The sequence below is a fragment of the Chitinophaga sancti genome, assembly GCF_034087045.1.
In the GTDB taxonomy this organism is placed as follows: Bacteria; Bacteroidota; Bacteroidia; order Chitinophagales; family Chitinophagaceae; genus Chitinophaga; species Chitinophaga sancti_B.
Genome location: NZ_CP139247.1, coordinates 3,181,820 through 3,207,003 on the forward strand (window position 1 = coordinate 3,181,820; position 25,184 = coordinate 3,207,003).

Annotated in this window: 27 protein-coding genes and 1 pseudogene; 14 read left to right on the forward strand and 14 right to left on the reverse strand. The window is 42.1% G+C overall.

Going from position 1 to position 25,184, the window contains the following annotated elements:
* Positions 1 to 23: 23 nt before the first annotated feature.
* Entirely contained in the window at positions 24 to 1,379 is a 1,356-nt protein-coding gene (locus SIO70_RS13300; protein WP_320581342.1) for a hypothetical protein, read from the reverse strand.
* Positions 1,380 to 1,466: 87 nt separating this feature from the next.
* Complete coding sequence (locus SIO70_RS13305; RefSeq protein ID WP_320581343.1) at positions 1,467 to 2,042, reverse strand: hypothetical protein; 576 nt, start codon at positions 2,040 to 2,042, stop codon at positions 1,467 to 1,469.
* A 59-nt stretch (positions 2,043 to 2,101) separates the two neighbouring features.
* Here SIO70_RS13305 and SIO70_RS13310 point away from each other — a divergent pair, with 59 nt between their 5' ends.
* Entirely contained in the window at positions 2,102 to 3,334 is a 1,233-nt protein-coding gene (locus SIO70_RS13310; RefSeq protein ID WP_320581344.1) for a sodium:proton antiporter, read from the forward strand.
* Here the strand turns inward: SIO70_RS13310 and SIO70_RS13315 are convergent.
* Entirely contained in the window at positions 3,248 to 3,847 is a 600-nt protein-coding gene (locus SIO70_RS13315) for a hypothetical protein (RefSeq protein WP_320581345.1), read from the reverse strand. The two genes, SIO70_RS13310 and SIO70_RS13315, sit on opposite strands and share 87 nt — an antisense overlap.
* 199 nt (positions 3,848 to 4,046) lie before the next feature.
* On the opposite strand from SIO70_RS13315, the gene SIO70_RS13320 reads away from it, so the two are divergent.
* The gene (locus SIO70_RS13320; RefSeq protein ID WP_320581346.1) at positions 4,047 to 4,586 is read left to right on the forward strand and encodes a hypothetical protein; all 540 of its coding nucleotides are present in this window, start codon (positions 4,047 to 4,049) and stop codon (positions 4,584 to 4,586) included.
* Positions 4,587 to 4,752: 166 nt separating this feature from the next.
* Here SIO70_RS13320 and SIO70_RS13325 read toward each other — a convergent pair whose 3' ends face one another.
* From SIO70_RS13325 to SIO70_RS13350, 6 genes are all read right to left on the reverse strand, one after another.
* Positions 4,753 to 5,145: a hypothetical protein gene (locus SIO70_RS13325; protein WP_320581347.1), complete on the reverse strand. Its 393-nt coding sequence runs from the start codon at positions 5,143 to 5,145 to the stop codon at positions 4,753 to 4,755.
* Positions 5,142 to 5,585, reverse strand: a complete 444-nt coding sequence (locus tag SIO70_RS13330) for an Lrp/AsnC family transcriptional regulator (RefSeq protein ID WP_320581348.1) — start codon at positions 5,583 to 5,585, stop codon at positions 5,142 to 5,144. The genes SIO70_RS13325 and SIO70_RS13330 overlap by 4 nt, the downstream gene beginning before the upstream one ends.
* A 101-nt stretch (positions 5,586 to 5,686) precedes the next feature.
* On the reverse strand, positions 5,687 to 6,595 hold the full coding sequence (locus SIO70_RS13335; protein ID WP_320581349.1) for an NAD-dependent epimerase/dehydratase family protein: 909 nt from the start codon (positions 6,593 to 6,595) through the stop codon (positions 5,687 to 5,689).
* Between the two features lie 57 nt (positions 6,596 to 6,652).
* Entirely contained in the window at positions 6,653 to 7,240 is a 588-nt protein-coding gene (locus tag SIO70_RS13340) for a Crp/Fnr family transcriptional regulator (RefSeq protein WP_320581350.1), read from the reverse strand.
* 270 nt (positions 7,241 to 7,510) lie between these two features.
* Positions 7,511 to 7,852 carry a chorismate mutase gene (locus tag SIO70_RS13345; RefSeq protein WP_320581351.1) on the reverse strand — a complete coding sequence of 114 codons (342 nt, stop codon included), beginning with the start codon at positions 7,850 to 7,852 and terminating at the stop codon, positions 7,511 to 7,513.
* Between the two features lie 15 nt (positions 7,853 to 7,867).
* Positions 7,868 to 8,290: a hypothetical protein gene (locus SIO70_RS13350; RefSeq protein ID WP_320581352.1), complete on the reverse strand. Its 423-nt coding sequence runs from the start codon at positions 8,288 to 8,290 to the stop codon at positions 7,868 to 7,870.
* 214 nt (positions 8,291 to 8,504) lie between these two features.
* Between SIO70_RS13350 and SIO70_RS13355 the strand changes: the two genes are divergently transcribed.
* Positions 8,505 to 9,731: an MFS transporter gene (locus tag SIO70_RS13355; RefSeq protein ID WP_320581353.1), complete on the forward strand. Its 1,227-nt coding sequence runs from the start codon at positions 8,505 to 8,507 to the stop codon at positions 9,729 to 9,731.
* 160 nt (positions 9,732 to 9,891) lie between these two features.
* On the opposite strand, the gene SIO70_RS13360 is transcribed toward SIO70_RS13355, so the two are convergent.
* Complete coding sequence (locus tag SIO70_RS13360; RefSeq protein WP_320581354.1) at positions 9,892 to 10,800, reverse strand: AraC family transcriptional regulator; 909 nt, start codon at positions 10,798 to 10,800, stop codon at positions 9,892 to 9,894.
* Positions 10,801 to 10,857: 57 nt separating this feature from the next.
* On the opposite strand from SIO70_RS13360, the pseudogene SIO70_RS33400 reads away from it, so the two are divergent.
* From SIO70_RS33400 to SIO70_RS13385, 6 genes and pseudogenes are all read left to right on the forward strand, one after another.
* Positions 10,858 to 11,250: pseudogene (locus SIO70_RS33400) on the forward strand (FAD-dependent oxidoreductase); the annotation flags it as partial.
* An 18-nt stretch (positions 11,251 to 11,268) separates the two neighbouring features.
* Positions 11,269 to 12,276 carry an FAD-dependent oxidoreductase gene (locus tag SIO70_RS13365; RefSeq protein WP_414017926.1) on the forward strand — a complete coding sequence of 336 codons (1,008 nt, stop codon included), beginning with the start codon at positions 11,269 to 11,271 and terminating at the stop codon, positions 12,274 to 12,276.
* A gap of 87 nt (positions 12,277 to 12,363) precedes the next feature.
* A complete protein-coding gene (locus tag SIO70_RS13370; protein WP_320581356.1) occupies positions 12,364 to 13,569 on the forward strand; it encodes an MFS transporter in 1,206 nt (401 codons plus the stop codon).
* Positions 13,535 to 14,455, forward strand: a complete 921-nt coding sequence (locus tag SIO70_RS13375; protein ID WP_320581357.1) for an NAD(P)-dependent oxidoreductase — start codon at positions 13,535 to 13,537, stop codon at positions 14,453 to 14,455. The genes SIO70_RS13370 and SIO70_RS13375 overlap by 35 nt, the downstream gene beginning before the upstream one ends.
* A gap of 111 nt (positions 14,456 to 14,566) precedes the next feature.
* A complete protein-coding gene (locus SIO70_RS13380; protein ID WP_320581358.1) occupies positions 14,567 to 14,743 on the forward strand; it encodes a hypothetical protein in 177 nt (58 codons plus the stop codon).
* Positions 14,744 to 15,099: 356 nt separating this feature from the next.
* Positions 15,100 to 16,206 (forward strand): DUF692 family multinuclear iron-containing protein, encoded by a 1,107-nt coding sequence (locus SIO70_RS13385; protein ID WP_320581359.1) that lies wholly within the window; start codon positions 15,100 to 15,102, stop codon positions 16,204 to 16,206.
* Between the two features lie 360 nt (positions 16,207 to 16,566).
* On the opposite strand, the gene SIO70_RS13390 is transcribed toward SIO70_RS13385, so the two are convergent.
* Together SIO70_RS13390 and SIO70_RS13395 are read right to left on the reverse strand one after the other, a co-directional pair.
* A complete protein-coding gene (locus SIO70_RS13390; protein WP_320581360.1) occupies positions 16,567 to 17,808 on the reverse strand; it encodes a polymer-forming cytoskeletal protein in 1,242 nt (413 codons plus the stop codon).
* Positions 17,805 to 18,296: a YcxB family protein gene (locus SIO70_RS13395; RefSeq protein ID WP_320581361.1), complete on the reverse strand. Its 492-nt coding sequence runs from the start codon at positions 18,294 to 18,296 to the stop codon at positions 17,805 to 17,807. The genes SIO70_RS13390 and SIO70_RS13395 overlap by 4 nt, the downstream gene beginning before the upstream one ends.
* A gap of 201 nt (positions 18,297 to 18,497) precedes the next feature.
* On the opposite strand from SIO70_RS13395, the gene SIO70_RS13400 reads away from it, so the two are divergent.
* Positions 18,498 to 18,911, forward strand: a complete 414-nt coding sequence (locus tag SIO70_RS13400; protein WP_083729466.1) for a hypothetical protein — start codon at positions 18,498 to 18,500, stop codon at positions 18,909 to 18,911.
* A gap of 126 nt (positions 18,912 to 19,037) precedes the next feature.
* On the opposite strand, the gene SIO70_RS13405 is transcribed toward SIO70_RS13400, so the two are convergent.
* Both SIO70_RS13405 and SIO70_RS13410 read right to left on the reverse strand, forming a co-directional pair.
* A complete protein-coding gene (locus SIO70_RS13405) occupies positions 19,038 to 19,919 on the reverse strand; it encodes a phosphate ABC transporter substrate-binding protein (RefSeq protein WP_320581362.1) in 882 nt (293 codons plus the stop codon).
* A gap of 119 nt (positions 19,920 to 20,038) precedes the next feature.
* Complete coding sequence (locus SIO70_RS13410; protein ID WP_320581363.1) at positions 20,039 to 21,013, reverse strand: 5,10-methylenetetrahydrofolate reductase; 975 nt, start codon at positions 21,011 to 21,013, stop codon at positions 20,039 to 20,041.
* Positions 21,014 to 21,327: 314 nt separating this feature from the next.
* Between SIO70_RS13410 and rluF the strand changes: the two genes are divergently transcribed.
* The 4 genes from rluF to SIO70_RS13430 all read left to right on the forward strand — a co-directional run bounded on the left by rluF (position 21,328) and on the right by SIO70_RS13430 (position 25,040).
* On the forward strand, positions 21,328 to 22,602 hold the full coding sequence (rluF, locus tag SIO70_RS13415; RefSeq protein ID WP_320581364.1) for a 23S rRNA pseudouridine(2604) synthase RluF: 1,275 nt from the start codon (positions 21,328 to 21,330) through the stop codon (positions 22,600 to 22,602).
* Between the two features lie 262 nt (positions 22,603 to 22,864).
* A complete protein-coding gene (locus SIO70_RS13420) occupies positions 22,865 to 23,398 on the forward strand; it encodes a DUF1877 family protein (protein WP_320581365.1) in 534 nt (177 codons plus the stop codon).
* A gap of 175 nt (positions 23,399 to 23,573) precedes the next feature.
* Positions 23,574 to 24,779: a winged helix-turn-helix domain-containing protein gene (locus tag SIO70_RS13425; RefSeq protein ID WP_320581366.1), complete on the forward strand. Its 1,206-nt coding sequence runs from the start codon at positions 23,574 to 23,576 to the stop codon at positions 24,777 to 24,779.
* A 51-nt stretch (positions 24,780 to 24,830) separates the two neighbouring features.
* The gene (locus SIO70_RS13430) at positions 24,831 to 25,040 is read left to right on the forward strand and encodes a hypothetical protein (RefSeq protein WP_320581367.1); all 210 of its coding nucleotides are present in this window, start codon (positions 24,831 to 24,833) and stop codon (positions 25,038 to 25,040) included.
* Positions 25,041 to 25,184 lie beyond the last annotated feature (144 nt).

The following is a 25,184-nucleotide window of genomic DNA, read 5'->3' on the forward strand; positions in this document are numbered from 1 at the left end:
TTATTTATGAGATACTCTTTCATTTATTCGATAATTGATGCAGGTATTTCAGCAACATCTGCTTCTTCTAATTCAGGATGGAAGATTTCTATCAAAAAGAAATAAGACAGCACAGAAGCCATGAATAATGCAAATGTGGGTCTTCCTATACCTGCTGCAGCAATAAACTGGATGAGAGAACCTGCGGTAGCCAGAACAACCAGTGAGATGATTGCATTCTTACCTTTATCCAGGAGGAAATAATTAACCAGCTTAACAAACATGACGAGAAATAAAAAGCCGGTAACTGCTGATGTTTCATAACGGGTAGCACTGAATGCAACCCATAAGCCCCAGACGCTGAATAATGCACCTATTCCAATAATATAATTATTGATAGCAGCATCACGTTTTATCAGGTAAAATATTCCATTTTCACTTTTGCTATCGTGTTTTGGTGTCGCTTTGTACAGTTTGTACCATACAATAATATTCACAAAAGGAATGAAATGTAAGAGGTACAACCAGCCATTGTTGTTAGCAATCGTGTTCATTCTGCTGATCACAATATTCCTGGTCATAGTAGCGGTGATATAGAAGATACTTACAATCATGACAAAGGTAACCGCGTTGGTGAGGACCGCGGGAGACTGAAAACCACTGTATCCTTTTCTGAAATAATCATTTTGTGCATAGGCTTTCAACAAAACTGCTGAATGGTATATGACTACCCAGCAGGAAATGGAAACCAAAGGATAAAGCATGCGATATTCCTTACCGCTTACCACCTGTATTTTGGAAGTGAGGATATTGCTGTACCCTTTTTCACTGAAATAATTTTCGGCGAGAAAGATCCAGCCATAAATCAGGAATGGTGTGAAGAAGTCTTCCAATACAAACTGTAAATTAAAAGGAGATACGCGAACGTAGGAAAGTGGTGAGAAAGGGAAATCAGAAGTATAGCAGATAATGAGACCTGCTACCAGACCAGTTTGCCAGAAATTTCGTTTCCCTGATATAAAGCAGACACCGATCACCTGAAGAATACTCCATATAATTCCAATGAACGTGCCGTCAATATAAGCGGGAAGCCAACCATACATCCGATCTATCAACCAGTTGACACTGATATTTAAAATGATGAAGCCGGCGATAGTAAGGAGGGCTTTTTTGTAGTTCTTGCTGATGATATGTTCCCATCCATAGGCAATGGCTAGTTTAATGGAGGTGAATACTACCGCAACGGTAAAGGTGCCTTGCGATGTCACCCACATGAATGCGCCATTTACGTTGTGGAGGAAGGTGGCAATGAGGCCAAGTATGACTAAAATAATGCCTGGTATCCAAACGCTTTTTAATGTAAGTCTTTGGCGGTCTGAGAAATAGGTTGTAAGTTCCATAGATAGGTAGGGGCGGTTATAGGTTCATGTAAAATAGAATGTACAGGGGTAAATGTATGTATTAAATTTAATATGTTGATGTAGTGCTTAGCGGAAGGTTTCAAGTGAACCATTACATTTATCAAAACGAATTTTATGTACTGGAAATTGAATCATGCAATTGGTAGTGGTATCTTTTCCCATGGCTGATTCTATATATCTGCTGAAGATAAATTTGTGTTGACTCAGCTCATAACCGATCAGTGCATGCCCCGCAAATCCCTGGTCAACCGTATATTCAACATTGTAATTTTTGAAGGTCCATTTTTTTACGATACGTTTATTACTTCCCGCAGCAAAACTACTGACAACATTCTGAAACCCCAGTATTAAAAACAACATAACTGTTATCACTACACTCATCACAGTTTTCACTCTTTGATTGTCACTCATTTGTAGAAATACCGCATAACCTGCAGCAAGTAATATTAACAATAATATCGGATAAGCATAAGGAATGATGTAATGCCAGGGAGTGAAGATGGGGATCAGCAGCAAGGCAGAAATACCAAGGGTCCAGTATATCCTGCTGTGAGCGGTGTTGTGTTCTAAAAACAATCCTATTAAAGGAAAAATAAATAAGATAAATGTAGTCCCACCTCCTTCGAAATTCACGTTGTGCATAGTATGGGAAAGATAGGAAAAAATCTCGTATATTGACCGCTTAACAAAAGAACAATTGAATGGATACATTTACACTCATTGCGGCTTTGATCACTATCAGTGCGTTGATTTCATACCTTAATATCCGTTTTATCAAACTGCCTGGTGCTATCGGCGTGATGTTTGTCTCTATCCTGCTCTCAATTTTTATACTGGTGACAGGTAAGGCTTTTCCTACAGCTTTCAATTTTATACGTGAGTTGATGCACAGTATTGATTTTACAAAAACATTGCTGGATGTCATGTTAGCCTTCCTCTTATTCGCCAGTGCATTTCACTTTGAATATAAGAAACTACAGGAGCAGAAGCGACCGGTATTGGTCTTGAGTACGATTGGAGTGGTCGGCTCTACCATCATATTTGGGTTGCTGTTGGATATTACGACGACATTGCTGGGGATTGATCTGCCACTAGTATATTGCTTTCTTTTTGGGGCATTGATATCGCCTACAGACCCGGTGGCGGTGATGTCTGTATTGAAGAAGTCAAGAATCCCTTCTTCGCTGGAAACCATCATATCCGGAGAGTCATTACTGAATGATGGGGTAGGTCTGATCCTCTTTGTCACCATTGGTGAAGTGGCAGCACAGGAAGCGACTTTCTCTATGACCCATGCATTAGATTTATTTGCGAAAGAAGTATTTGGAGGGCTGGCGTTAGGTACCGTTACGGCGGTTGTAACGGGTTATCTCACCAAGAAAATCCAGGAGTTCCAGACATCCGTGCTGGTATCGATTTCTATGGTGATGATGATCTCTATATTGGGTAGTTATCTGCACGTATCAATACCGTTGGCAGCAGTAGCGGCTGGTTTGATGTTGGGTAGTTCTTCTATTGGAGCCAAGAGCAATAAGGAATTGCAGGATTACCTGCATCGTTTCTGGGAACTGATCGATGAATTACTGAATATTATTTTGTTTGTGATGATTGGTTTGCAGATAGTGGTGTTGCCATTTATCGGGCATTACTGGTTTATAGGTTTAGTAGCGGTGTTGTTTGTATTGATTGCTAGAGGTGTCAGTATAGCAGTGCCTTCAATGATCATGAGACGTTCATTGAAGACAAATTTTAACAATACGACTATATTGGTTTGGGCAGGATTGAGAGGTGGTATTTCGGTGGCATTGGCATTGTCACTGCCGGAATCGCCTTATAAGGAGCTGATCTTATCTGCTAGTTATATCATTGTTGTTTTCTCTGTCATTGTGCAGGGATTGACGTTGAATAAGGTGGTGAACAGGTTTGTAAAGTAATTGTTCTCTTTCTTTGAGCCACTGAAATTGTTCTTCTGTATCAGGTACTTTTAAACCACGGATGTGGCTGATGTGGGAGATGATTTCAGTGGCTTTTTTTCTGAACATGGTTTTCACGTACGTTGGGGAATTCCCTTTTTCATGAAGATTATTATTTTGATAAAGTAATATACTGGCTGCAATGATGGAAGACCGACCTATACCCATGCGGCAGTGAATGACGATTTTAGACGGTATTGTCAAGGTTTGAATGAATGCTTCTGTTTGACTGCCTTTAGGAGGCAAAGACCTATCCGGAATGGGGAAATTGATGAATTGTATGCTGTGTTTTTCACAGAGCAGTTGTTCCTGCCGTAAACCCAATTCAGTTATTTCAGATTGTTCCAGCAAAGATACGATTACATCCACTCCTTGTTTTTTGAAGGCAATGATTTCGTCTTCCAGCCATTCGTTGCCGCGAGGCCTTGGCATGATACCGATGGTGTCGGTGATCCAGTAAATTTTTGTTGACATGATGATTTTTGTTCGATTCAACTATACTATAGCCTTATTTCCATAAGTACACCATAAGATCATTATAAGTACATCTATATATCGATCCGATATTAAGGTGCACATTTAGTGACGTATTAGTACTCAATTAGTATTAAAGCTGCACTGTATTTCGGGCGAAGGTTTTATATTGTTTTCTATAACCTCAAAATTGTTTGTTATGGCACTTGTAAAAGACAACATACTCCTCCAACTTGTCCGGGGCACGCTCGGCGATCAACTCACGATTTACGAACGGAATGGCCAGATTATAATGGCCAAGAAACGTGGTCCGTCAAAGAAAAAGCCGACGAAAAAGCAGCTGGAAGCCAGGTATAAGATGACAATAGCGGCGGCTTATGCGCAGGCGATCCTGAAGGATCCTGAGCTGAAGGCCTATTATAAGTCACTGGCCGGACCTGGCCAGAATGCTTATAATATGGCTGTGAAAGATGCTTATAAGTCACCGGAAATTCAGCATATCAGGTTCGAAGAGACAGATGTGGTAGTAACAGCAAAGGATGAATTCAGGGTAGCGGAAGTAGACGTATGTGTACACGATGCGGCGGGTGTGGTGCAGGAGAGGGGGAAGGCGGTTTTAGGCAGGAATGGTGTGGATTGGTATTATAGGGCGGTAGGTTTGCCGGTCGGGGGAAAGGTAGTAGTGGTGGCGGTGGATTTGGCAGGGAATGGAACGGTGAGGGAGGTGAGGTTGGAGTAAATAAGAATTTTTCTGCATTATTTATTGGCTTTGATAGGTAAATGGCTTTTTCTGAGCATGAGAAAATGATGATGAAAACTTTTAAAATCCGCAATTCGCGAATTGCGAATTTTCAGCGCGGTAATGGAACCCTATTTTGTAGTTCCCTGACCTGGAATAACAAACACTACCCCTTATCCGGCGCCTTCCACTGTAACCTTGCCTCCTTACTCATCAAATACTTTCGACTATAAAACCTCCATATATACGCCTTCTCCACAAAATCCTGCTCCAAAAAATCCCCCACCACCTTCTCTGTAAAAGCACTCACCCTGTTCGTAATCACATAATCCGCCACCCTTCCAATATAAAACAGGGTAATCGTTTCATGATACCCCGATTCATCCGTATTCTCTCCACCCACACTTTCATTATACCTCTTTATCCCATTACAAATCTTATCCACCGCCTCTGGCAATGGATAATGAATGCAATACCAAAGCGCCATTACAAAATGGTTCTCATGTGTCCATTCCGCCTTCGGCAATGTACAGTTTTCAAATTTTTCAATCAGGTTCATAGTTTGGCATTTATTTCTTCTTTGTAAGTATTCAGGATAATCGTAGTAGCTGTACGCGTTACTCCCTTTATCCCCTTGATCTTATTCACCAGCAATTGCTCCAGTGCCGCCGTATCGTGCACCAGCACTTTCAACAACAAATCAGCATCCCCCGCCACATGGTGGCATTCCATCACTTCCTCCATAGCCAATAGCTGGTCTTTTATAGGGTGGTTCTTTGTATGGTCAATCCATACATGGATGAATGCCATAAGCCGCAACCCCAATTGCTCCCTGTTCACCTTTATGGTATAGCGATCAATAACACCTGAACGGTCAAGTTTACGCAGTCTTTCTGTCACCGCCGGCAAAGAAAGATTAATTTTTCTGGCGATGTCTGCACCCGTAATCCGGGAGTTCTGTTTAAGCAGCCGTAGTATGTTGCTATCGTATACGTCCATAACGAATAATTATAGAACAAAGGTAACAAAGGCTTTATATAATTGGGATATTAGCCGATTATTAGAGCAGGTATTAGTTAAAAGAGAAGAAATAATGAATATTAGCTGGCTACACTTGCAGTGAGTCCTGTTGCATAAGTGGTCGGCTTGAAATTGAAGCGCTTTTCAAATTTACTGCTATCAAATATATAATCCCGGTCGTACTGGTAAGACATTTCCTTTATTTCCTTCACAATTGGCACAAAGAGCCCCATTAATCCCATCATCCACCTGGCAAGGATATAATACTTAGGTTGCACCTGCATGATCCCTGCTATCCTTTCAATAAACTCCTTTCCTGTCACTTTCTCGGAAGAAGTAGGTAAATGCCACACCTGACCAAAGGCATCAGGGGTATTTCCTATAATAGCAGTGCCTTTAGCCGCATCCTGGGTATAAGTAAAGGTATGAATTTTAGTATCGTCCAGCTGCCAGTAAGCCCTTTTACCTTTTTTAAACTCCTCCTGTACGGTAATCGTGAGCATCCCATTCTTCACACCAGGGCCATAAAAATCCGCACTTCTGGCAATCGCCATCTTCAATCCTTTTGCCTGCAGGAGCATATGGTGCAAGGCTGCTCTCACTTCGCCTTTTTTACTGGGTGGTGCAATGGTTGAGCTTTCTGTCATATGGGGGATCTCATTCTTACCATACATGTACACATTATCCAGAAATACAAGACGGGCATTGTGCTTTATACATGCATCGATCACATTCTTCATGATTATTGGCCAGTCGCGGCGCCATACCTTGATATTGTATTCCAGGCCTACGGTAAGGTACACCACCTCTGAACCAGCTACGGCACGGTCCACATCCGCAGCATTTGTCAGATCAGCTGTAATCAGCTCATCATCCCCATTCACCTGCACCGGCTTCCGGGCTACCAGGCGGATCTTATCTGTATAGGCTTTCAGTTCGCGTGCCAGTGGGGTACCAATAGCACCACCAGATCCTAGTATTGTTTGCATATCAATTTGTTTTATGCAAATGTATAGCCTGTAGGAGGTGAAAAATAATGATCCGGGTTAAGGTTTTTTAGCCGGAATTAGCCGTTTTCTGATCCGGCTCAGGCTCTCAGGTGCAATGCCCAGGTATTGAGCAATATAGCGCTGCGGAACGCGTTGAATAATTTCCGGTTTTTCTTCCAGCAGGTCCAGGAACTGTTTTTCCGGGGTAGAAGACAGCAGGGCTTTTGTACGACGAATACTGGCAGCGGCAATACGCTCTACCAGCAGAAAGAAAAAGTCATTCATGGCCCTTGATTCCTTCATGAGGGGAACCAGATCTGAACAGGTGATTGTTAGACAGGTGGTAGGCGTCAGGGTCTTGATCGTAGAAGCAGACACCGTCTTTTTGGAAAAACTCTCCAGGTCTGTCGCGAACTCATTTTCAAAGGTAAAATTACAGGTGCGCTCATTACCAGCTTCATCATTATAAAACTGGTGCAGACTCCCCTGTGTCACAAAGAATACTTCATGCGCCACTTCTCCCGCATGGAGTAACACGGTATTCCGCCTGAATTGTTGTTCTTTAAAATAAGAAAGGATATAGGCAGCTTCATCATCCGCCATCACTACATCCTTCCTCATTGTCGAAATAAGTTCGTATGACATAATTTACTGTTTCCTACACTCTTTTTCCAGTACCTCCAGCGATTTGCTCCTGATCTCAGGCAATTAGCTGATCAAAAATACGAGCGGGCACGCATTCAAGATAACAAAAATAAAGCATGTATTACCACCAAAGGTATGCAATACTGAAGGAAACAATCATGTAACAAGTCCATTAATAATCCACTGGAAAGCGACCGGTATACCTGCGGCTAATACACGTACATGCATAGGAGTCGACAGCAGTGTAATCATAAGCAGCCGCATTCTTTTTTACTTCTTCTTCAGGGCTTCCTGTTGCCTGATGCTTTCTTTATGAATCGCTTCATAAAGTGCCCTGATAAATTCTTCTGAAAGACCTTCAGCTTTACCGGTTTCTATCGCCTTTTGCAATACTTCATTGAAGCGATTGGATTGCAGCACTTCCATATTATGTGCCTGCTTGTAAATACCAATCGCTCTGGCAGCTTCCATTCTTTCGCCCAGCAGGTGAACGATCTCTTTGTCTAACTGGTTAATTTTCTCTCTGTTAATTGTTAATGAGTCTTTTTGTTGTGCCTTTGCGGCCACCAGGCCCATTGTCAGGAATACTGTTGAGAAGATCCGTCTTTTCATATTATATATTGGTAATTATTTAGGATCGAGTGTGACCACGATACCACTATAAGGAAGTGGCCCAGGTATGGTCGTTCTGAATGAAGTAACACCTGCGGGAATTACTTCTGTAATGATATTAATACCAAAGTACACATGTACTACGGTCGGTGTAGTAGGAGTGGTGGCGAATGTGATGTAATAAGTAAAGGTATCACCTGCGTCGTCAAATTCAATGATCGTGCCACCGGAGCCAGTGCCTGGAAGTACATTGCTGTATACCAGTTTATCTTTGCTGGTGTAGAAGATGCCGTCAGCAACCGTGTAAACAGTATTATTTTCAAAAGCAAAATCACAGATACCTAAAGGTTTTATGTGTTTAATGGCCGGAGCCGGAGCGAAGCTGCAAAACAGCAGCAAAGCCATTGTGAGTAGTGGCAAGGTTCTTTTGAGTTGCATAACAAAGTTTTAAATGGTTAACGCTACAAATGTAGGGGTTTTAATGATTGCAATCAGTTGTGGTATTATTGTAAATATTATCTAAATTTACTATGTTAATGCCAACCCATGAAAATTGTTATAAGGGACGAGACGCTGACCGGTAAGGTGGCGCATGAATTTTACCTGGAATTGGAAGCAGCCAGCATCACTATTAGGGAATAAAAAGATGTGCATGAAATTTAATAATACGATATCTATGGAATATAGTTTTCGCCGATGGTTTGTCTCACTGACAGCTATGATCTGTCTTGCGCTGGCAGGATTTAATTATGCAGGTATAGACGTTGCTTACAATGATATAAGGGGAAACCTGGGCGCTACCTTAAATCAGGTCAGCAGGATTACAACTGTCTATGTACTGGGTACTTTTATCATAGTTCCATTTAGCAGCTGGCTGTCTTCACAGCTGGGGCGAAGGAATTATTTAGGATGGGCGGTGATTTGTTTTACAGTCTGTTCTTTTTTCTGCGGTAATGCCACGAATCTGAATCTGCTGATAGTGTGGCGGTTCCTACAGGGGTTGGCTGCAGGTGCAATGCTGGTATCTTCACATACTATTCTTACAGAGAGCTGGCCGATAGAGAAACGTGCTACGTCTCAGCTATTGGTACTGACGGGACTAGGGCTGGGAGCAGCATTAGGGGATCCTATAGCCGGGTATATAACAGATGAATTTTCATGGATCTTTATCTTTTTTGCAAATATTCCGCTGGGTATAATTGCCTGTCTGCTGGTATTTGTATTTGTGAAAAACGAATCTGATAAAAAGGATGAGGATTGGCAGGCAAGGATTCTACTGACTGTGGGAGCTTGTTGTCTGTATGCAGGATTGGAGCGATGTCAGTATGTAGGTGAGTTGAATATGCCATTGATGATATTGTTGGTGCTGGTGGGATTGACAGGGTTCATTTTATTCACCAGGAGGCAATATCATTTATTGAATATTAATTTACGTGCCGGGTTGGTATTATTTTTATTTTATTCTTTTATTTCAGGGATTCAGATAGTTATTTCCAATTCATCCTTAAATGCTTTGACAGCATCTAATTACGATTACTTTTGGGTGATTGCATTGATACCTATAGTGGTCATACTTATTACTACTGTATTGATACAGCGGAACCGTAAGATGATCAGGCCTGTCATTACAGTAGGGATGTTGTTGTTGATGATTAGTTTATGGTTATCCCTGAAGATTGTGAGCTTTCCGGCAATACTGATCCTTAGTATAGCGGAGGCAATGTTATCTATATCAATCCTTACATTAGCGCTTTCAGAGCTGGAAGGGAAGGAGCTGGGTAGGGGAGTTGCTTATTATTATGTGATTGGGAAAATAGGTGGGGTGTTAACTACACCGTTGTATTTTGTGGTTCCTTATTTGTTGGAAGTTTTTAAATAGTATGGTTGTAAGAAGAATTGGAAAGATTGCATAGGGTATCAGTATTCATTGACGGCCATCCTAATGCATTATTTCAAAGTCCAAAAGGTATTCAATATCTCCGAAATTCTTTAATACTACACGCTTTAATTGGCGCCTTATATTTGGGGTTATACATAATTTAAGACCGGCTATACTGTTTAGGCTTCATACCGATATGCTCCTGAAACACTCTTGAAAAATGACTCAGGTTTGTAAACCCCAGCTGATACCCTACATCCGATACCGACAGGTTCCCCTCTTTCAATAACAACGCCGCTTTTTTCATTCTATAATCCTGGTAATAACTAAAGATACTATTCCCAAATATTTGTTTAAATAATGATTTCAATTTTGTCGGACTCATATTAGCCGCCAGTGCTAAATCATTTATCACCGGTGGTGTATCCAGCTGCTCCAACATCTCCTCTCTTATTTTGTAAATGGTAGCTATATCACGGCTATTCAAGGCATACAACTGTTTTTCATCTCTCTTCTCCAATTCCATCAATAGCCTGCACACCAGTTCCTCCGCTTTTATCCGCAGGAAAAATAGTTTGAAACTTTCCGCCACAGATTCGTATACAATCTCATTGACAATATCCTGCAAGGATGGATATATCATTTGTTCAAAAAGCAAAGGTTGTGTATTCTGTAATAGTCCTTCTAATACCGGTGACTTTGCAGACAAATCAAACAAGCTCTTTAAATAATTTGAATCAACTTCGATGTTAATGGTAGAGGTATTTGTATGAATGGGGATTACAGTATCTGTATTCATACTTGTTGTAGTTATTAACACAGACGGTTGCTTTTCCGTTTCAGCGAAAATATGCTGGAACTTAAAAAGGATCATATTCCTGGAAGTATTGATTTCAGGGTTTTCAATCACCAGGTTTTCCTTCAGTTCATAGTTCATAATCATCATCCGGATATGGTCATTAAAGACATATCCGGCCACATATCCCTTACCAAACTGTGCCGGAATATCTAGTCTTCTATTCTTTACTGTTGTTCCAAATAGGTGAGCGAGTGTATGAAGTACATGCATGTAAAAAGTCTGATACGACTATTTTTGAGTCAAATGTAGCTATTTTGTCTCTAATAGATGCCTGAACTTTGGGCCATGAAAATAGCAATCCTCGGCGCAGGTCCCGTTGGCCTGACAATGGCCATCTTGCTTCAGCAACATGGTATAGATGTAACTGTTTACGAAAGAGATAAAGACCCGGAGGCAAGGATCTGGGGAGGTACGCTTGATCTGCATGAAAGTTCAGGGCAGCTGGCTTTGAGTAGAGCTGGCTTACTGGATAGGTATTTTGATAGGGCGAATGCTATGGGTAGGAGTATTACTGACGAGCTGGGGAATCTACTTTTTAAAGTGAAACCGCATTATGACGCGCCTGAGATAAATAGGAATGAACTCAGGAAGATGTTATTGGAGGGGCTTAGGAGTGGGACTGTAATATGGGATCGGAAGTTTGTTGGCCTCGAAGCAGGTGGCGGTCAAGGTATTGAGGTGGGTGGTGGCAAATCTATTAAAGCAGGTGGTGGACAAGGTATTGAGGTGGGTGGTGGCAAATCTATTAAAGCAGGTGGCGGTCAAGGTATTGAGGTGGGTGGTGGCAAATCTATTAAAGCAGGTGGTGGTCAAGGTATTGAGGTGGGTGGTGGCAAATCTATTAAAGCAGGTGGTGGTCAAGGTATTGAGGTGGGTGGTGGCAAATCTATTAAAACAGGTGGCGGCCAGGGGATTGAATCAGATAGTGGTCAACATCTCGGACAAGATAGCGGCCAATATCAGCGTAATGACCAATGGCTCCTGCATTTCGAAAATGGCAATACTGCCACTGCCGATGTTGTAATCGGTGCAAATGGTGGTATGTCAAATGTCAGAAAATATGTAACGGATGCTGTAGTTGAAGATACTGGTTCCTATTTTATCCAGGGCGAAGTGTATCAACCGGAGATAAAATGTAAAGCATTCTACGAGTTGTGTGATCATGATATATTAATGACCGCAGCTGAAGGGAAACAAATCGTTGCCAATCCCCGTAATAATGGCGCGCTTACTTACAATGTCATTTGCAGGAATGTCCCTTTATTAGATTATAAGGATACGGAAAGTGTAGCCATTTTTCTTGCAGATATGTTCCCTCACTGGAATGAATGTTATAGGGAATTATTTCGTGCTACTTCATTTTTTGCAGGGTTACCTACACGAAAAATATCATTGGATGTTCCATGGAAGACTGATCGCCCATTGCCTATTACATTGATTGGAGATGCTGCGCATTTAATGCCGCCTTTTGCAGGGCAGGGAGTGAACACAGGATTGATGGATGCGATGATATTAGCGGAAAATATTACCGGTGGGAAGTTTAAAAGTGTTGCGGCTGCGATTGAAGATTATGAGCGGAAGATGTTTGTGTATGCTGGCGCTGCGCAGGCGGAGACAGATAGGAACGAACGGGCTATGGCGGATACCGGGTTTTCTTTTTTTAAGAGATTTACGGGTGAAGGTTAGAGGAATGATTTCATCATTAAAAGATTTACGGGTGAAACCAGATTAATGATTCAGGTATAAAGAGATTTACAAGTAAAAACCAGGATAATGATTCGGTTAGGAGGAGATGCACCAATGAAAGCCAGATTAATCATTCTACTGGCAATTGTACTTATGAATGCGGTAGGTATGTCCATCGTTATCCCGCTGCTACCATTTTTAGTAGGCCAATATTTACCTAAACAACAAGTTGTTGTAGGCATGAGTGCCCTGCTATCAGTATTTGCAGTATGTACATTTATTGCAGCCCCTATTCTAGGCGCATTGAGCGACCGGTATGGACGAAGAAATATCCTGATCATAAGCTTACTGGGTTCTGTCATCGGCTATGTCTTGTTTGGTATTGGTGGTTCGTTGTGGGTGCTTTTTGTAGGAAGAATAATAGATGGATTGACAGCAGGTAATATCAGTACGTTATTTGCCATTATATCAGATAGTACCACACCTGAAGAACGTACAAAATGGTTTGGATATATGGGCGCCGTGATGGGAATAGGTTTGTTAACAGGTCCTGCATTAGGTGGATTATTGGGAGCTATTGACTTGTCATTACCATTTTTTATGACTGCGGGTATTATATCCCTTTCAGTAGTGGCTGTGTATTTTTGGTTACCAGAATCATTGTCAGCAGAAAAGCGTACAAAAAAATTGAATGTTGATAGTTTCAATGTTTTTTCACATTTGAAGGATTTCACGAAAATAAAATTGCTCCTGATTGCAGGTATATTGTTTTACGCAGGTCTTGAAATATTCCAGTTCAATTTTACCATTTTCTTAAAAGATATTTTCAAATGGGGACCGGCTTATATAGGTGGCATACTTACTTTGGCTGGTGTGTGTGAAATCATTTCGAGGGCAATATTGTTGCCCTGGTTTTTGAAACATTTCAATGAGAAGCTTACTGGTAGGATGGGTTTAATCATTTTAGGATTGGGATTTATATTCATCTTAGGAAGTATGTTTTTATCTTCTGTAATTCTTATTTTTCCCGCTGTCATCTGTATCCTTGCTGGCGAAGGATTATTTGATCCTACTTATAATAGCCTACTATCACAATCAGTTGATGAAAGCAATCAGGGAAAATTACAAGGGGTCAATCAAAGTCTGCAATCCTGCACGAGGGCATTGATTCCATTGGGTGCAGGCACTATTTATTATTACCGTCCATTTGTGTTATACTTCATAGCAACAATCATTATCATCTTTTCAATGATTATCCATGAAAAAAGTTTTAGTCACCGGCGCCACCGGTAAAGTAGGTAGTCGCTTTGTAGCGCGACTGATAGCAAAGGGGTACGATGTTCGTGTGTTGGTACGTAAGCCCATCACTTTAAATGCAAGTGGATTAGGTGGTGATGAAGCCGCAGGTGTAGGATCAGTCATGACCGGTGATTTAAATGATCCGGCTACTATAACGCCTGCTGTAGTTGGTGTAGATGCTGTCATTCACATCGCTGCGGCTTATAATTCTATGCATGATACGAATCTAAAAGGGACAATGTCACTGGTCAACGCAGCCATTGCTGCGAATGTTGAAAGGTTCATTTTCGTAAGCACCGCCAAAGTATACAGAAAGGATTACGGTCGTCCTGCTAAAGAAGATGATGTGCCGGATGTACATGAAGACAATGCTTACTTTGCTGGTAAAGTTGCGACAGAGCAGGCACTGCTTTCTTTGCATAAGGATGTGCGGATATTAAGATTAGGTTTTGTCTATGGTGATGGGGATCTTCATTTGAAAACAATGCAGGATAACTTGCGCTTAAGGACAAAGGAAGAAAACCCGGACCTAAAGGCAACGCAGGGAAACTTGCAAGCAGGAGCAATGCAGGATAACTTGCGCTTAATGGTAAAGGAAGAAAATTCCCACCCCGCTGCCAGATTACACATGGTTCACCATCTTGATGTAGCTCAAGCTTTATTGCTATTATTAAATACAGATGGGCTGAATGGTGAAATCTTCAACCTGGGGGATGATGCACCTATGAGTTTTTATGAACTGGGGCTGGCAAATCCCACCAATGAACCACTATCAAACCCATTTGCATACATCATGGATACGTCCAAAATTCGTCGCAAGACAGGTTTCCGTCCCCTCGTGCCCGCTTACCAGGTAGCCTGTGATTTGGATATTATATAAATCATTGTAACTTTTTTGAGATCATGCCCGTTTAATAATCGATAACACCCACGATATATTCTGATTTGAGCCGTAGCCGGGACAATAATTATCTCTTAAATTACTAATGGAATGAAACTTTCTAAATCGCTTCTTAGCGCCATCATGATTGGTATCGCCGTTCAAACTACTGTCGTTTCCTGTGGGAAAGACGAAGCGCCTAAACCCAAAAACGATCAGGAAAACAAACAAAATGTGTCTAAGCCAGATGAAAATCTGGGTAATTGCCCCGCTTGCGGAATGGGTTGATTACGTGTGATGGGGCATTGCATGCATGTGTTTATTGCGTGAAATGAATTCATTGCGTAAAAGGGGACAATGCCTAAAATGGGGTATTATATGTAATGGGGTAATTGTGTGAAAGGGGGCAATACCTAAAATAGGGTATTAAATGCAATGGGGTAATTGTGTGAAAGGGGGCAATACCTAAAATAAGGTATTATATGCAATGGGGTAATTACGTGAAAGAGGGCAATACCTAAAATGGGTCAAATAAGTATAATAGGCCCATTACATGAACTGAGTCATTACATGCCATATGCTCATCCCCTAAAATGACTTCATTCCCTGAAATGGTTTATTTACTGAACATTGATATTTAACCGGTGCCCAAAGTATTATCTGCTGTCGCCTGTAATCTGGACGCAAACATCCTCGCTGCATGTTTGCCCCTGCTGCAAGAATCCCGTATTGAAGCCATTGAATGGTCATTCGATGCCTTATACAAAATTAAAGAAGTACCTGACTGGTTCAGGGAACTGCTGACAGCCTTTAGCGATGAAAATCGCCTGATCGGTCATGGTGTCTTCTTTTCTCTCTTTTCAGGGAAATGGCTACCAGAACAGGAAGCCTGGCTCTCTCATTTAAAGCAGACATCCACTGCCTTTAACTTTGATCACATCACGGAACACTTTGGCTTCATGACCGGAAAAGATTTTCACCATGGGGCACCGTTAAATATCCCTTATTCTGCATCGACGCTCGCCATTGGCACAGACAGGTTGAAAAGAATCTACAACGCCTGCGGACGCCCTGTAGGTTTAGAGAACCTCGCCTTTTCGTATTCGCTGGACGAAGTCAAACGGCATGGCGCCTTTCTGGATCAATTGCTTGAACCCGTGAACGGTTTTATCATCCTTGATTTGCATAACCTCTATTGCCAGCTTCATAACTTTGATCTGGCCTTCGAAGATCTGATAACCTTGTATCCATTAAATAAGGTCCGGGAAATCCACATATCTGGCGGTAGCTGGGACGATGTAGGCAACCAGACTATCAGAAGAGATACACATGATGAAGGAGTGCCGGCAGAGGTATTTCAGTTGCTTGAAATGACAATGCGGAAATGTCCATATCTGAAATATGTTGTGTTGGAACAATTGGGAAATGGACTCGCTACGGAGGCTAGCCGGGTGGGGTTTTATAATGATTTTTTGAAGATGCAGGAGATTGTACATAAATCCAATCATGAAACTGAGGTCAGTCCCTTTCTTCCATTACTCCCACTCTCTACAGGCCCTGCTATAGAAGACCTTCAACTCTACCAACAACAAATGGAACTCTCTTCCATCCTGGAAACAGCCCCTTCCTATGCCGCCGCCATGCAATTATTACAACACTCCTCCCTGTCCCATTCTGACTGGAAAATTGAACAATGGGACCCCTATATGATAGAAACTGCTGTTAAAATAGCCCGCAAGTGGAAGAAATGAAACCCTGGCTCATTCTGACTGGAAATTGAACAATGGGACCCCTATATGATAGAAACTGCTGTTAAAATAGCCCGCAAGTGGAAGAAATAAAACCCTGGCTCATTCCGACTGGGAAATTGAACAATGGGACCCCTATATGATAGAAACCGCTGTTAAAATAGCCCGCAAGTGGAAGAAATAAAACCCTGGCTCATTCCGACTGGGAAAATTGGTATTATATGCAGCAACGGCAATGTCGGAGCTGGCATTGGCACTGCAATACACTGCGTGGATCACTGATCCGCCAGGTGTGATGTATTCAAAAGATATCCGGGCGCCGGAGTTTCATGAAATTGATAATAAGTGCTTTACAAACTTGTGCTATTGAATTCTTTCTAATTTCTTTCTATACTTTTCGGTGATCTCCGCCCATTCTTTTGTATGACCATACTTCGATTTGCAATAGGCATATCTTTCTTCAGTCAGGAACCAGCTAAAGATGTTTCCTACATATTCAATACCGCTATCGATCACTCTTTGCAATACGTGTTCTTTAGATACACCAGCTAGTTTGCAGTATTTTTCCAGCCATCCGCCATTGCCACTTTGTACATATAAAACCAGCAGATCTTCTGTAATATAAGTGGGGGGTATACGTGCCATTTGCCAGTCATCGCGGCGGATCAGCACCTGGAAGAGTGTTGCATCATAAAAGCGTTCAGGAATATCCTGATCGATGATAGCCCCGGTGGCGGCAGCTTTGTAGCAGAGTTCCCGGGTGATCAATGATTCAGGAATAAAGCGTAATGCCATACCATTTTTGCTCACTATCTGATCTGCCAGTTCAGGGGTGAAGAGTGCAGGTGGAAAGTGTTCCAATGCGAAGATGGATTTTTCAGCTACCTGCATGCAAAACTCAAGTGTACGCATTTCGGGAGGTACTCTTTTCAGGTCGCGGTAGTTGTGGTTGACCTTTTGGGTCCAGTAATGAATGTCTCTCTGAGAAGGTTGTAATACATATTCACCAGCGGCCAGATCGTATCTTAGTTCTTCGAAGGTTGTGGTCAGTTTATTATCCAGTAGTGCCTCTAATCCGGAAGAGAAAGTATCATTGTCGAAATCATATTCTTCTGTATTTGCCGGGTCTTCGGCGTTATAATAATAGCCACTGATATTTTTATGTGCGGGAATGAAATGATAATCCTCTACGATCATGACAGGTGCAGTAAATACGCCCGGGCACTTCATCCAGCCATGGTTATAGTGAAGCATAATCACTTCTTCGGCAGTCACATTACTTTCAATATGCGTAGGCGAGCCTCCTATCAGCAAACTCCGGCATTCTACATTTCCTTTTACATAAAGGCAGGGGCCGTAGTCTCCTTCTTCATTGATGATATTGCCATTTACGCGTAGGTTGCCATCGATGATATAACCATGTATCTCCTGATCATATTCCATCATAAAATGATCATCCAATACCAGGTCTCCTTTATGCAGATAAAATTGAGTATCAGTTTCTACCTGATCTTCAAACATTTCCCTGCTTTCATACATGTGCTCATCAATGCTGTATAATGCAATGGCATCCTTTAGCGTGATCATCTCAAAAATCGTCTTCATTTCTTAGCCGCAGCTATTTTATCTTTAATATAGGTGATCTCGTCAGCACCCAGTACATTTTTCTTCACTAAGTAACCCTCGCGTTTAGAAGGCTTTAAAATCAGGAATCCCGCTAGTTCTTTTGCTTCCCGGATATGTGACCAGGCCAGATCACTTTTAAAATCTTCTCCCTGAATGTGTACGCCCTCATCATCAAACTCATACAGCATCTCTTGTTTCAGAAACGCATTTCTGTATCGCTGCAATACCGCTATCACTGTGATAATGATCGGATAAAACAACATTGCCAGTGCATAAGGCATCGACAGGTACAAGCCTTTATTGAAATTCAAAAGAAAGCCATCATCTACCAGTGCGGGCATAATCAGAGAATAGAGTCCCAATATTCCCAGAATAATAACAGTGGGTCTTCTGTACATATAGGCGATCAGGTATTTCGCATATTCAAGTCGGGTGATCTTAAAGCTGATAGAAAGGAGGCTCTTCATGTTCCGAATATACTCATTTTACATAATACCAAATAAGTGCCGTCTGGCGGGCGGAACTGTGAATAATACTTCCGGATGTAAAAGGAATGTCAGAAAATAGGAGAATTTATGATTTTCGTCATTGAACATTTTGTCTTTTTTAGCTTTCGTAGTAATTTCGCGGCCGAATTTTCGAATAATTATCAAAGATCCCAACTGGAAATGAGTGACAGATTCTACTTTAGAGTCATAGGACTTTTTATTTTATTGAATGCCACTTTGTTATTTTGGAAAGCCTGGTTGTTAGACAATGGAGTTCACCACAATGTGTTACTTTTTGGCAACCTTGCTTTAGCTGCACTTTCTGCAGTAACCTACAACATGAGCCGTAAAGGTGTACAAGCCGAAAGTAACAGTGTATTTATGCTTCGGGTATACGGTGCAATGATTAGTCGTATGATGCTTTGCCTGGCTGGTATAACAATTTATGCCGTTGTGAACAGAGCACATACCAGCAGAATAACAATTTTTATGCTGATGGGCTTCTATGCAGTTTACGCTATTTGCGAGAACATCAGTCTGCAAAAGATCACCAGACAAAAGAATGAAACGTCTGTGAATCAGGAAGCTTTTTAAAGCATTAGCTGTGCACCTGCCCGAACATTGCTTTGGGCAGGTGATAGCCTACCCATCCAGGTGAAAGCTCTTTTATTACTGAGTGGAATAGAAAAAGGCCGGAATTGCTCCCGACCTTTTTGTTAATTATTTAATTGAAACGTATCCGGTTTCTTCTACTTCTTTCTGTCCATCTGCAGAAAGCAGGTAATCCACGAATGTCTTCACTTTTGCTGCACTGCTGTTCTGATAGATGAAGAACAACGGACGTGCCAGCGGATAAGTCTTTGTCTTTACATGTTTAATATCGGGCGCTACATAGTTTTTGCCATCAAAACATACAGGCAATGCCTTTACTTTATCATTGATAAACGCCAGACCCACATAACCAATTGCACCTTCAGTCGTGCTTACTTTATTGAGCACAGTACCATTTGTATGTTGGAACACCGCTAATGTGGTGAACTCTTTCGTCTTCATGACAGCTTCTTTAAAGAACTCGTAGGTACCGGAGCTGCTCTCGCGGGAGATGATCATAATCTTCACATCCTTTCCACCCAGTTCTTTCCAGTTTTTCGCCTCACCTGAGAAGATCTTTTCCAGTTGTTCTCTGGTGATTTTTTCCACACCGGTGCCTGGATGTACGACTACAGCCAATGCATCGTCAGCGATCTTTACTTCGGTGATGGGGTGATTTGTTTCCTGAAACTGCTTCCTTTCTTTTTCGTTCATGTCGCGGGATGACATGGCGATATCGGTTGCACCTTTTTCCAGATCAGCAATGCCTACGCTACTACCACCTTCGGTGATATTGATATCAAAGTTATCATTCTTCATGCGGAAGTAGCCTGCTACTTTTTGTGCCAAAGGCGCAATGGTAGTACTACCAGAGAGGTGGATGATGTTTGCATTGGAAACTGCGGGTTTTGCTTTGAGGCTATCGCCAACGGTTTGGTTTTTACTTTCATGGTTAGCATTACAAGCGCTCCACAGGGCGGCGCTCATCATAAGCACAGTGATTCTTTTCATCTATTTTTTCTTTTTCGTTTACGTCCTGGTGTTGGACTGTGACCACATAGGGCGCAAGGTAAAGACGAAAGATAAAACAGAGAAAATATATATATGAATATTAAGTTAAGTCTGAATGCCTAATATGCAGATACAGCTTTTTTGGCTCCTGCCACCTCATTACGCATGGGTTTTACGAGGTGCAGGACATTTTCAAGGATTTCGTGAGCGGCATTTATTTCATCTTTTTTGTTGGATACGCTCTCGATATTGAACCCGACAGGCAGGTTTTTGGAGGCAGCGTAGTTCAATATTTCCCCGGCTATATTGGTAGCGGTGTGGATAGATGATTGGAGGATATCTTTTGAATATTTCAGGTCGTTGTATACCCATTTAGGTACTTCGATGCCCAGCCATTCCATGAACTGAAGTGTTTTCAGTGAGCCGCAGGGCGTCAATGTAAAAATGACCGGTGCCGGCCGGGTGTCATTGCTTAATGCATGGTAATGGTAGTCGGACATTACATTTTTGGTCTCGTTGATATTGTAAATACATTGAGATACAAAAAAGTTACAACCGTTCTGCATTTTGCTGAACATCCGGAGGTGTTCATCTCCTTTTTTAGTGTGCCGCTCCGGAATGGCTACGCCACCCAAAAGGATATCCAGTCTCATCTCTCTTTTTACCTGGTAGGCATCGGAGAGGGAGAAGTTGGTGGCCTGTAACTGTTGCTGGGAGGAGGCACCTACAAATACAGTGGCTTCCAGGTCGGTATTGCGGGATAACCAGTCGGCAAACATCTCTCTGGTATGGTTGGCAATACTCTTATATATGATTTTCGGTACTGGCAGGGTGGTCAGCAGGTCTTTGCTATATATTTCGGGCGATATAGTAGGGATAAAGGAAAAAGGACGCTCTTTATCGGTTCTAAGTGATTCATCCTGAATGTCGTATATGATCAGACCATCGATCTCGAGATCTTTTAAACGATCAATCTGGCCGCCGGCTATAACTGCCACCTTCTCACTTTCAGTAGTGATTTTGGGCGGGGTGAGGCTGTAAAAGACAATGCCTGACTTTCCGCTGTTTATTTTGTGTTGTAAAGTTCCTTTCACGTTGTTAATATACTTCGGAAAAGTATAAACTTGTCCGATTTTTCCAGGGAATTGTGAATATTTATGTAAATATACTGCGAAGATGCTATTTTTTAGATTTTTATTATTGAGCCGGATGGGTAAATTTTGAATCCAGCTAAGATCTGTTTTGTTTCCGGAGTAGGTACCTTTCTGGCGGTGCAGTCACAGAAGGGGCAGTTCATTATGGGGGGGGGTCAAAGGTAGATCCTTCCGTTTAGCAGGAAAATCCCTTGTAATTACCGACTTTTGCATTCGGAAGGCATGCGCTGACCGCTATTTAAATTGATACATCATTGGACCAATCAATTAGTTTAAACAAGTTTATCAGTGATACAGGGTATTGTTCACGTCGTGAGGCGGACAAACTCATCACTTCCGGTAGGGTATTGCTGAATGATCGTCCGGCGTCTTTGGGTAACCGTTATAAACCGGGAGATACGGTGGAAGTGGATGGGAGCCTGATCACTGCGGCAAAGAAGGAAAAATGTGTATACCTGGCGTTGAATAAGCCACCGGGTATAACGACGACGACTGAATTGCATATCAAGGATAATATTATCAGCTTTGTGAATTATCCAAAGCGGATTTTTCCTATTGGGAGGCTGGACAAGGATTCTGAGGGACTGATCTTTTTGACGAATGATGGTGATATTATCAATAAGATCCTGCGGGCAGCGAATAATCATGAGAAAGAGTATATCGTAAAGGTGGATAAGGCGATTGATACTGCATTTTTAGACCAGATGTCTAAGGGGGTGCCTATACTGGATACGCGAACATTGCCTTGTAAGGTGCAGATGATGGGGCGACAGACTTTCAGGATTACCCTGACGCAGGGGCTGAACAGGCAGATCAGAAGGATGTGTGAATACCTGGGATATGAGGTGATTGGGTTACAACGTGTGCGTATTATGAATGTGAAGCTGGATAAGCTGCCGTTAGGGAAATGGAGGCATTTGACGGAAACAGAGCTGGCGAATTTGAATGAAAGTATAGCGGATTCCAGTAAGGTGAATGAGAAGGAGAAAAAGGCGGTGGAAGAGGAGGGATTTGGGGCGTTGATACCGAATAGGCATAAGATGAAGGCGGGGAAGGCAGATGGAGAAGGTAAGCGGTTGGGTAAAGGTAAGGCAGATGGTGAAAGTAAGAGATTGAGTAAAGGTAAGGCAGATGGTGAGGGGAAGTCGGTTGGGAAAGGCAGGTCAGAAGGAGATGGGAAAGCAGTGGAGAAGGGGAAGGCAGGTGGAGAAGAGAAGCGGTTTTGGAAAGGTAGGTTAGTGGGAGGAGGAAAGCTGTTGGGTAAAGCGGATGGTGAGGGGAAACGGTTTGGGAAGGCGGATGGTGAAGGAAAGCAGTTTGGTAAGAGTAAGCCTGCAGGAGAAGGGAAGCAATTGGGGAAAGGTAAATCTGTGGGAGAAGGAAAGCAATTTGGTAAGAGTAAGCCTGCTGGTGAAGGGAAACGAATTGGTAAAAGTAAACCGGCAAGTGGAGGAAAGAAAACTACCCAGCCCGGGAAAAGCAAACCTGCCAGCGGTGGTAAAAGAACTGGCAATCGAGGCAGACGATGATTATAAAGAAAGGATACGATAATAGCAAATAAGAGAGGCGATAATAATAATAGAGGCAAATGATGACTATAAAGAAAGGATACGATAGCAAACAAGAGAGGCGATAATAACAATCGAGGCAGACGATGATTATAAAGAAAGGATACGATAATAGCAAACAAAGAGGCGATAATAATAATCGATGCAGACGATAACAATATAGGAGGCAGACGATAACCAAAAAAGTTTTTTTCTTTTATCCCTGCCTCCATAATTTTGCGGTATGAGTCAGAGTATCACATTATACCGCGTCTCTCAGGAGAATTTTGAGGTAATGAAAGCAAATCCGGAAGGGACCACTATATTAGAAATTTCCAAAGAAAATATCGTCTTTCCACAAACATTTGAAGGACTTAAATTTGTCTTATCCAAAGAGCAGGATGAAACAACCAAATCCTTACTGGAGCAATTGTTTTATCCTGAAACTTATATAGGTAGAGAAGTGGATCCTGACAGCATGGAGATGTTGTCAGAAGACCTGGATCTTGAAAGCACCGCCATTTATTATAACGATGGGGAAGTTGTAGCAAACATGCACGCTTTTTTAAACAATATATCTATCGAGCAATTCCATCAATTATACGACCCACAGGAGCTCAACGAGAATGATATTTATCCTTACAATGTATGGATCGAAGATGGTGCACCTGATAGGGCCTTTACCAGAAAACACCTGGCAAAAGAATTTACCGGGCTGAAAGATTTTATGGCAGCTGCAAAGGCTGATAATGATTATGTTTTGTCGTTAGTCTGGTAGTATTTACCAAACTCATAGCACCCCAAAAAATGGAGCGGATAAAACGTTGCTTGTCGTAAGCATTGTCTTATTTTAATCCCTCCCAACTGTATTAATATCTTCCATGGCTGTATGTAAAAGCATCTCCTGAGTTAGTATTATAGGAGTGGCATTAAAATTCCTTTATTTTAGTGTTATGGAATCCATTACCCTTACAAAAAAACAGGCCAGAAAGATCATCCTGAATGCCGCCGGACTTGCGCGAAAAGCGCAATTTGGGAAGGGACCGGAGGCTGTTTACAAATTGATCGACCATTTAGGTTTCGTACAATTGGATACGAACTATGTAGTAGAACGTGCCCATCACCACGTTATGGCCGCCCGCATACCTGACTATCAAAATGAATGGCTGGCTGACCTGTGTGAAGACGGCCGCATCTTTGAATATTTTACATCAGATGCAGGCTTTATGCCTATGCATGACTTCCGTTTTTCACTGCCCGTAAAAGCAGCTTTTAAGACGAATGGAAGGGTTGTTACACCGGCAGAAGAGAGGTTGATGAAGCAGATAATGGACCAGGTAGAAAGGGATGGCGCTGTGAAGGTAGGCGATTTTGAAAATGACCGTCAGGAAGCCAGTTCCGGCTGGTGGGATTGGCGGCCGGCAAAGGTGGCGCTGGAGCGGTTATATTTCACCGGAGAGCTGATGATCAGCCGTACGAAATCATTTCATAAGGTGTATGATCTACCCCTCAACTTAGTACCTCTGGAAACCGACAAAACGATGCCTGGGGAGGCCGAATTTGCCCGATATGTGATCCGCCGTACATTGGGTGCATTAGGAATTTCCGGAGTCAAAGAAATGGCCTGGAGAGCCCGTAGGGTGAAAGGGAATCTGGTGAAAAAGGAGCTTGAAAAGATGGTGCAGACCGGGGAGGTGAAAAAGGTAGCTGTCGAAGGGTTGAAAGGCCCTTACTATATGCTGCCTGACCAGCAAAAGGAGGTGAAGATATCCAATGAAGTCTTTATTCTTTCCCCATTCGATATTCTCAATGTGTTCCGTCACCGATTGAAGGACTTCTTTGATTTTGATTACCAGGTTGAATGTTTTGTGCCTGCGCCCAAACGGGTGTATGGGTACTTCTCATTGCCGATATTGGCGGGTGACACCTTTATAGCAAGGATGGATGCCAAAGCCGACCGCAAGCAAAAAGTGCTGATTGTGCATAACCTGCATTTTGAGAATGTTGATATTGATGAAAGTGTAATTGACAAGTTGATCCTGTCTTTGAAGGCATTTGTGCGATTTAACGGATGTAAGACTATTGTTCTTACGAAATCTAATAAGAAAACCTATTTGAAAGCTATCCGCAGTGGGTTAACTGATACCCACATAAAATAGCCTGATGTTAATCATTTGACATATACTGATTATTATCGGTACATTCACCGTATGTCAAAGTCAAAAGATGTAGTAGTAGCGCTTTCAAAAAAGCACCCGGAAACAGGTGAGCCTGCTCAGGCAGGTCACACTTTCGTAATTGGAACCTTAGGTACCAAAAAAGGATTCTATGAAATAGAAACTGAGAAACTGAATAAGTTTAAAGACGCAGATCTGCAACAGGAGCTATATAAGCTGTTGCACCCGCAGACGCATCATTAATTGATGTACATATCGCTTACGTTATGATTCCACCATTGTTTTTTAGTGGGACAGGGGTAGTTTATTTTTAAAAAGGATTGCCTTTGTTCGAATGATGCGGTATTATTTCGTAGCGGTATTGTAAAATTTCCCCGTATCATCCCC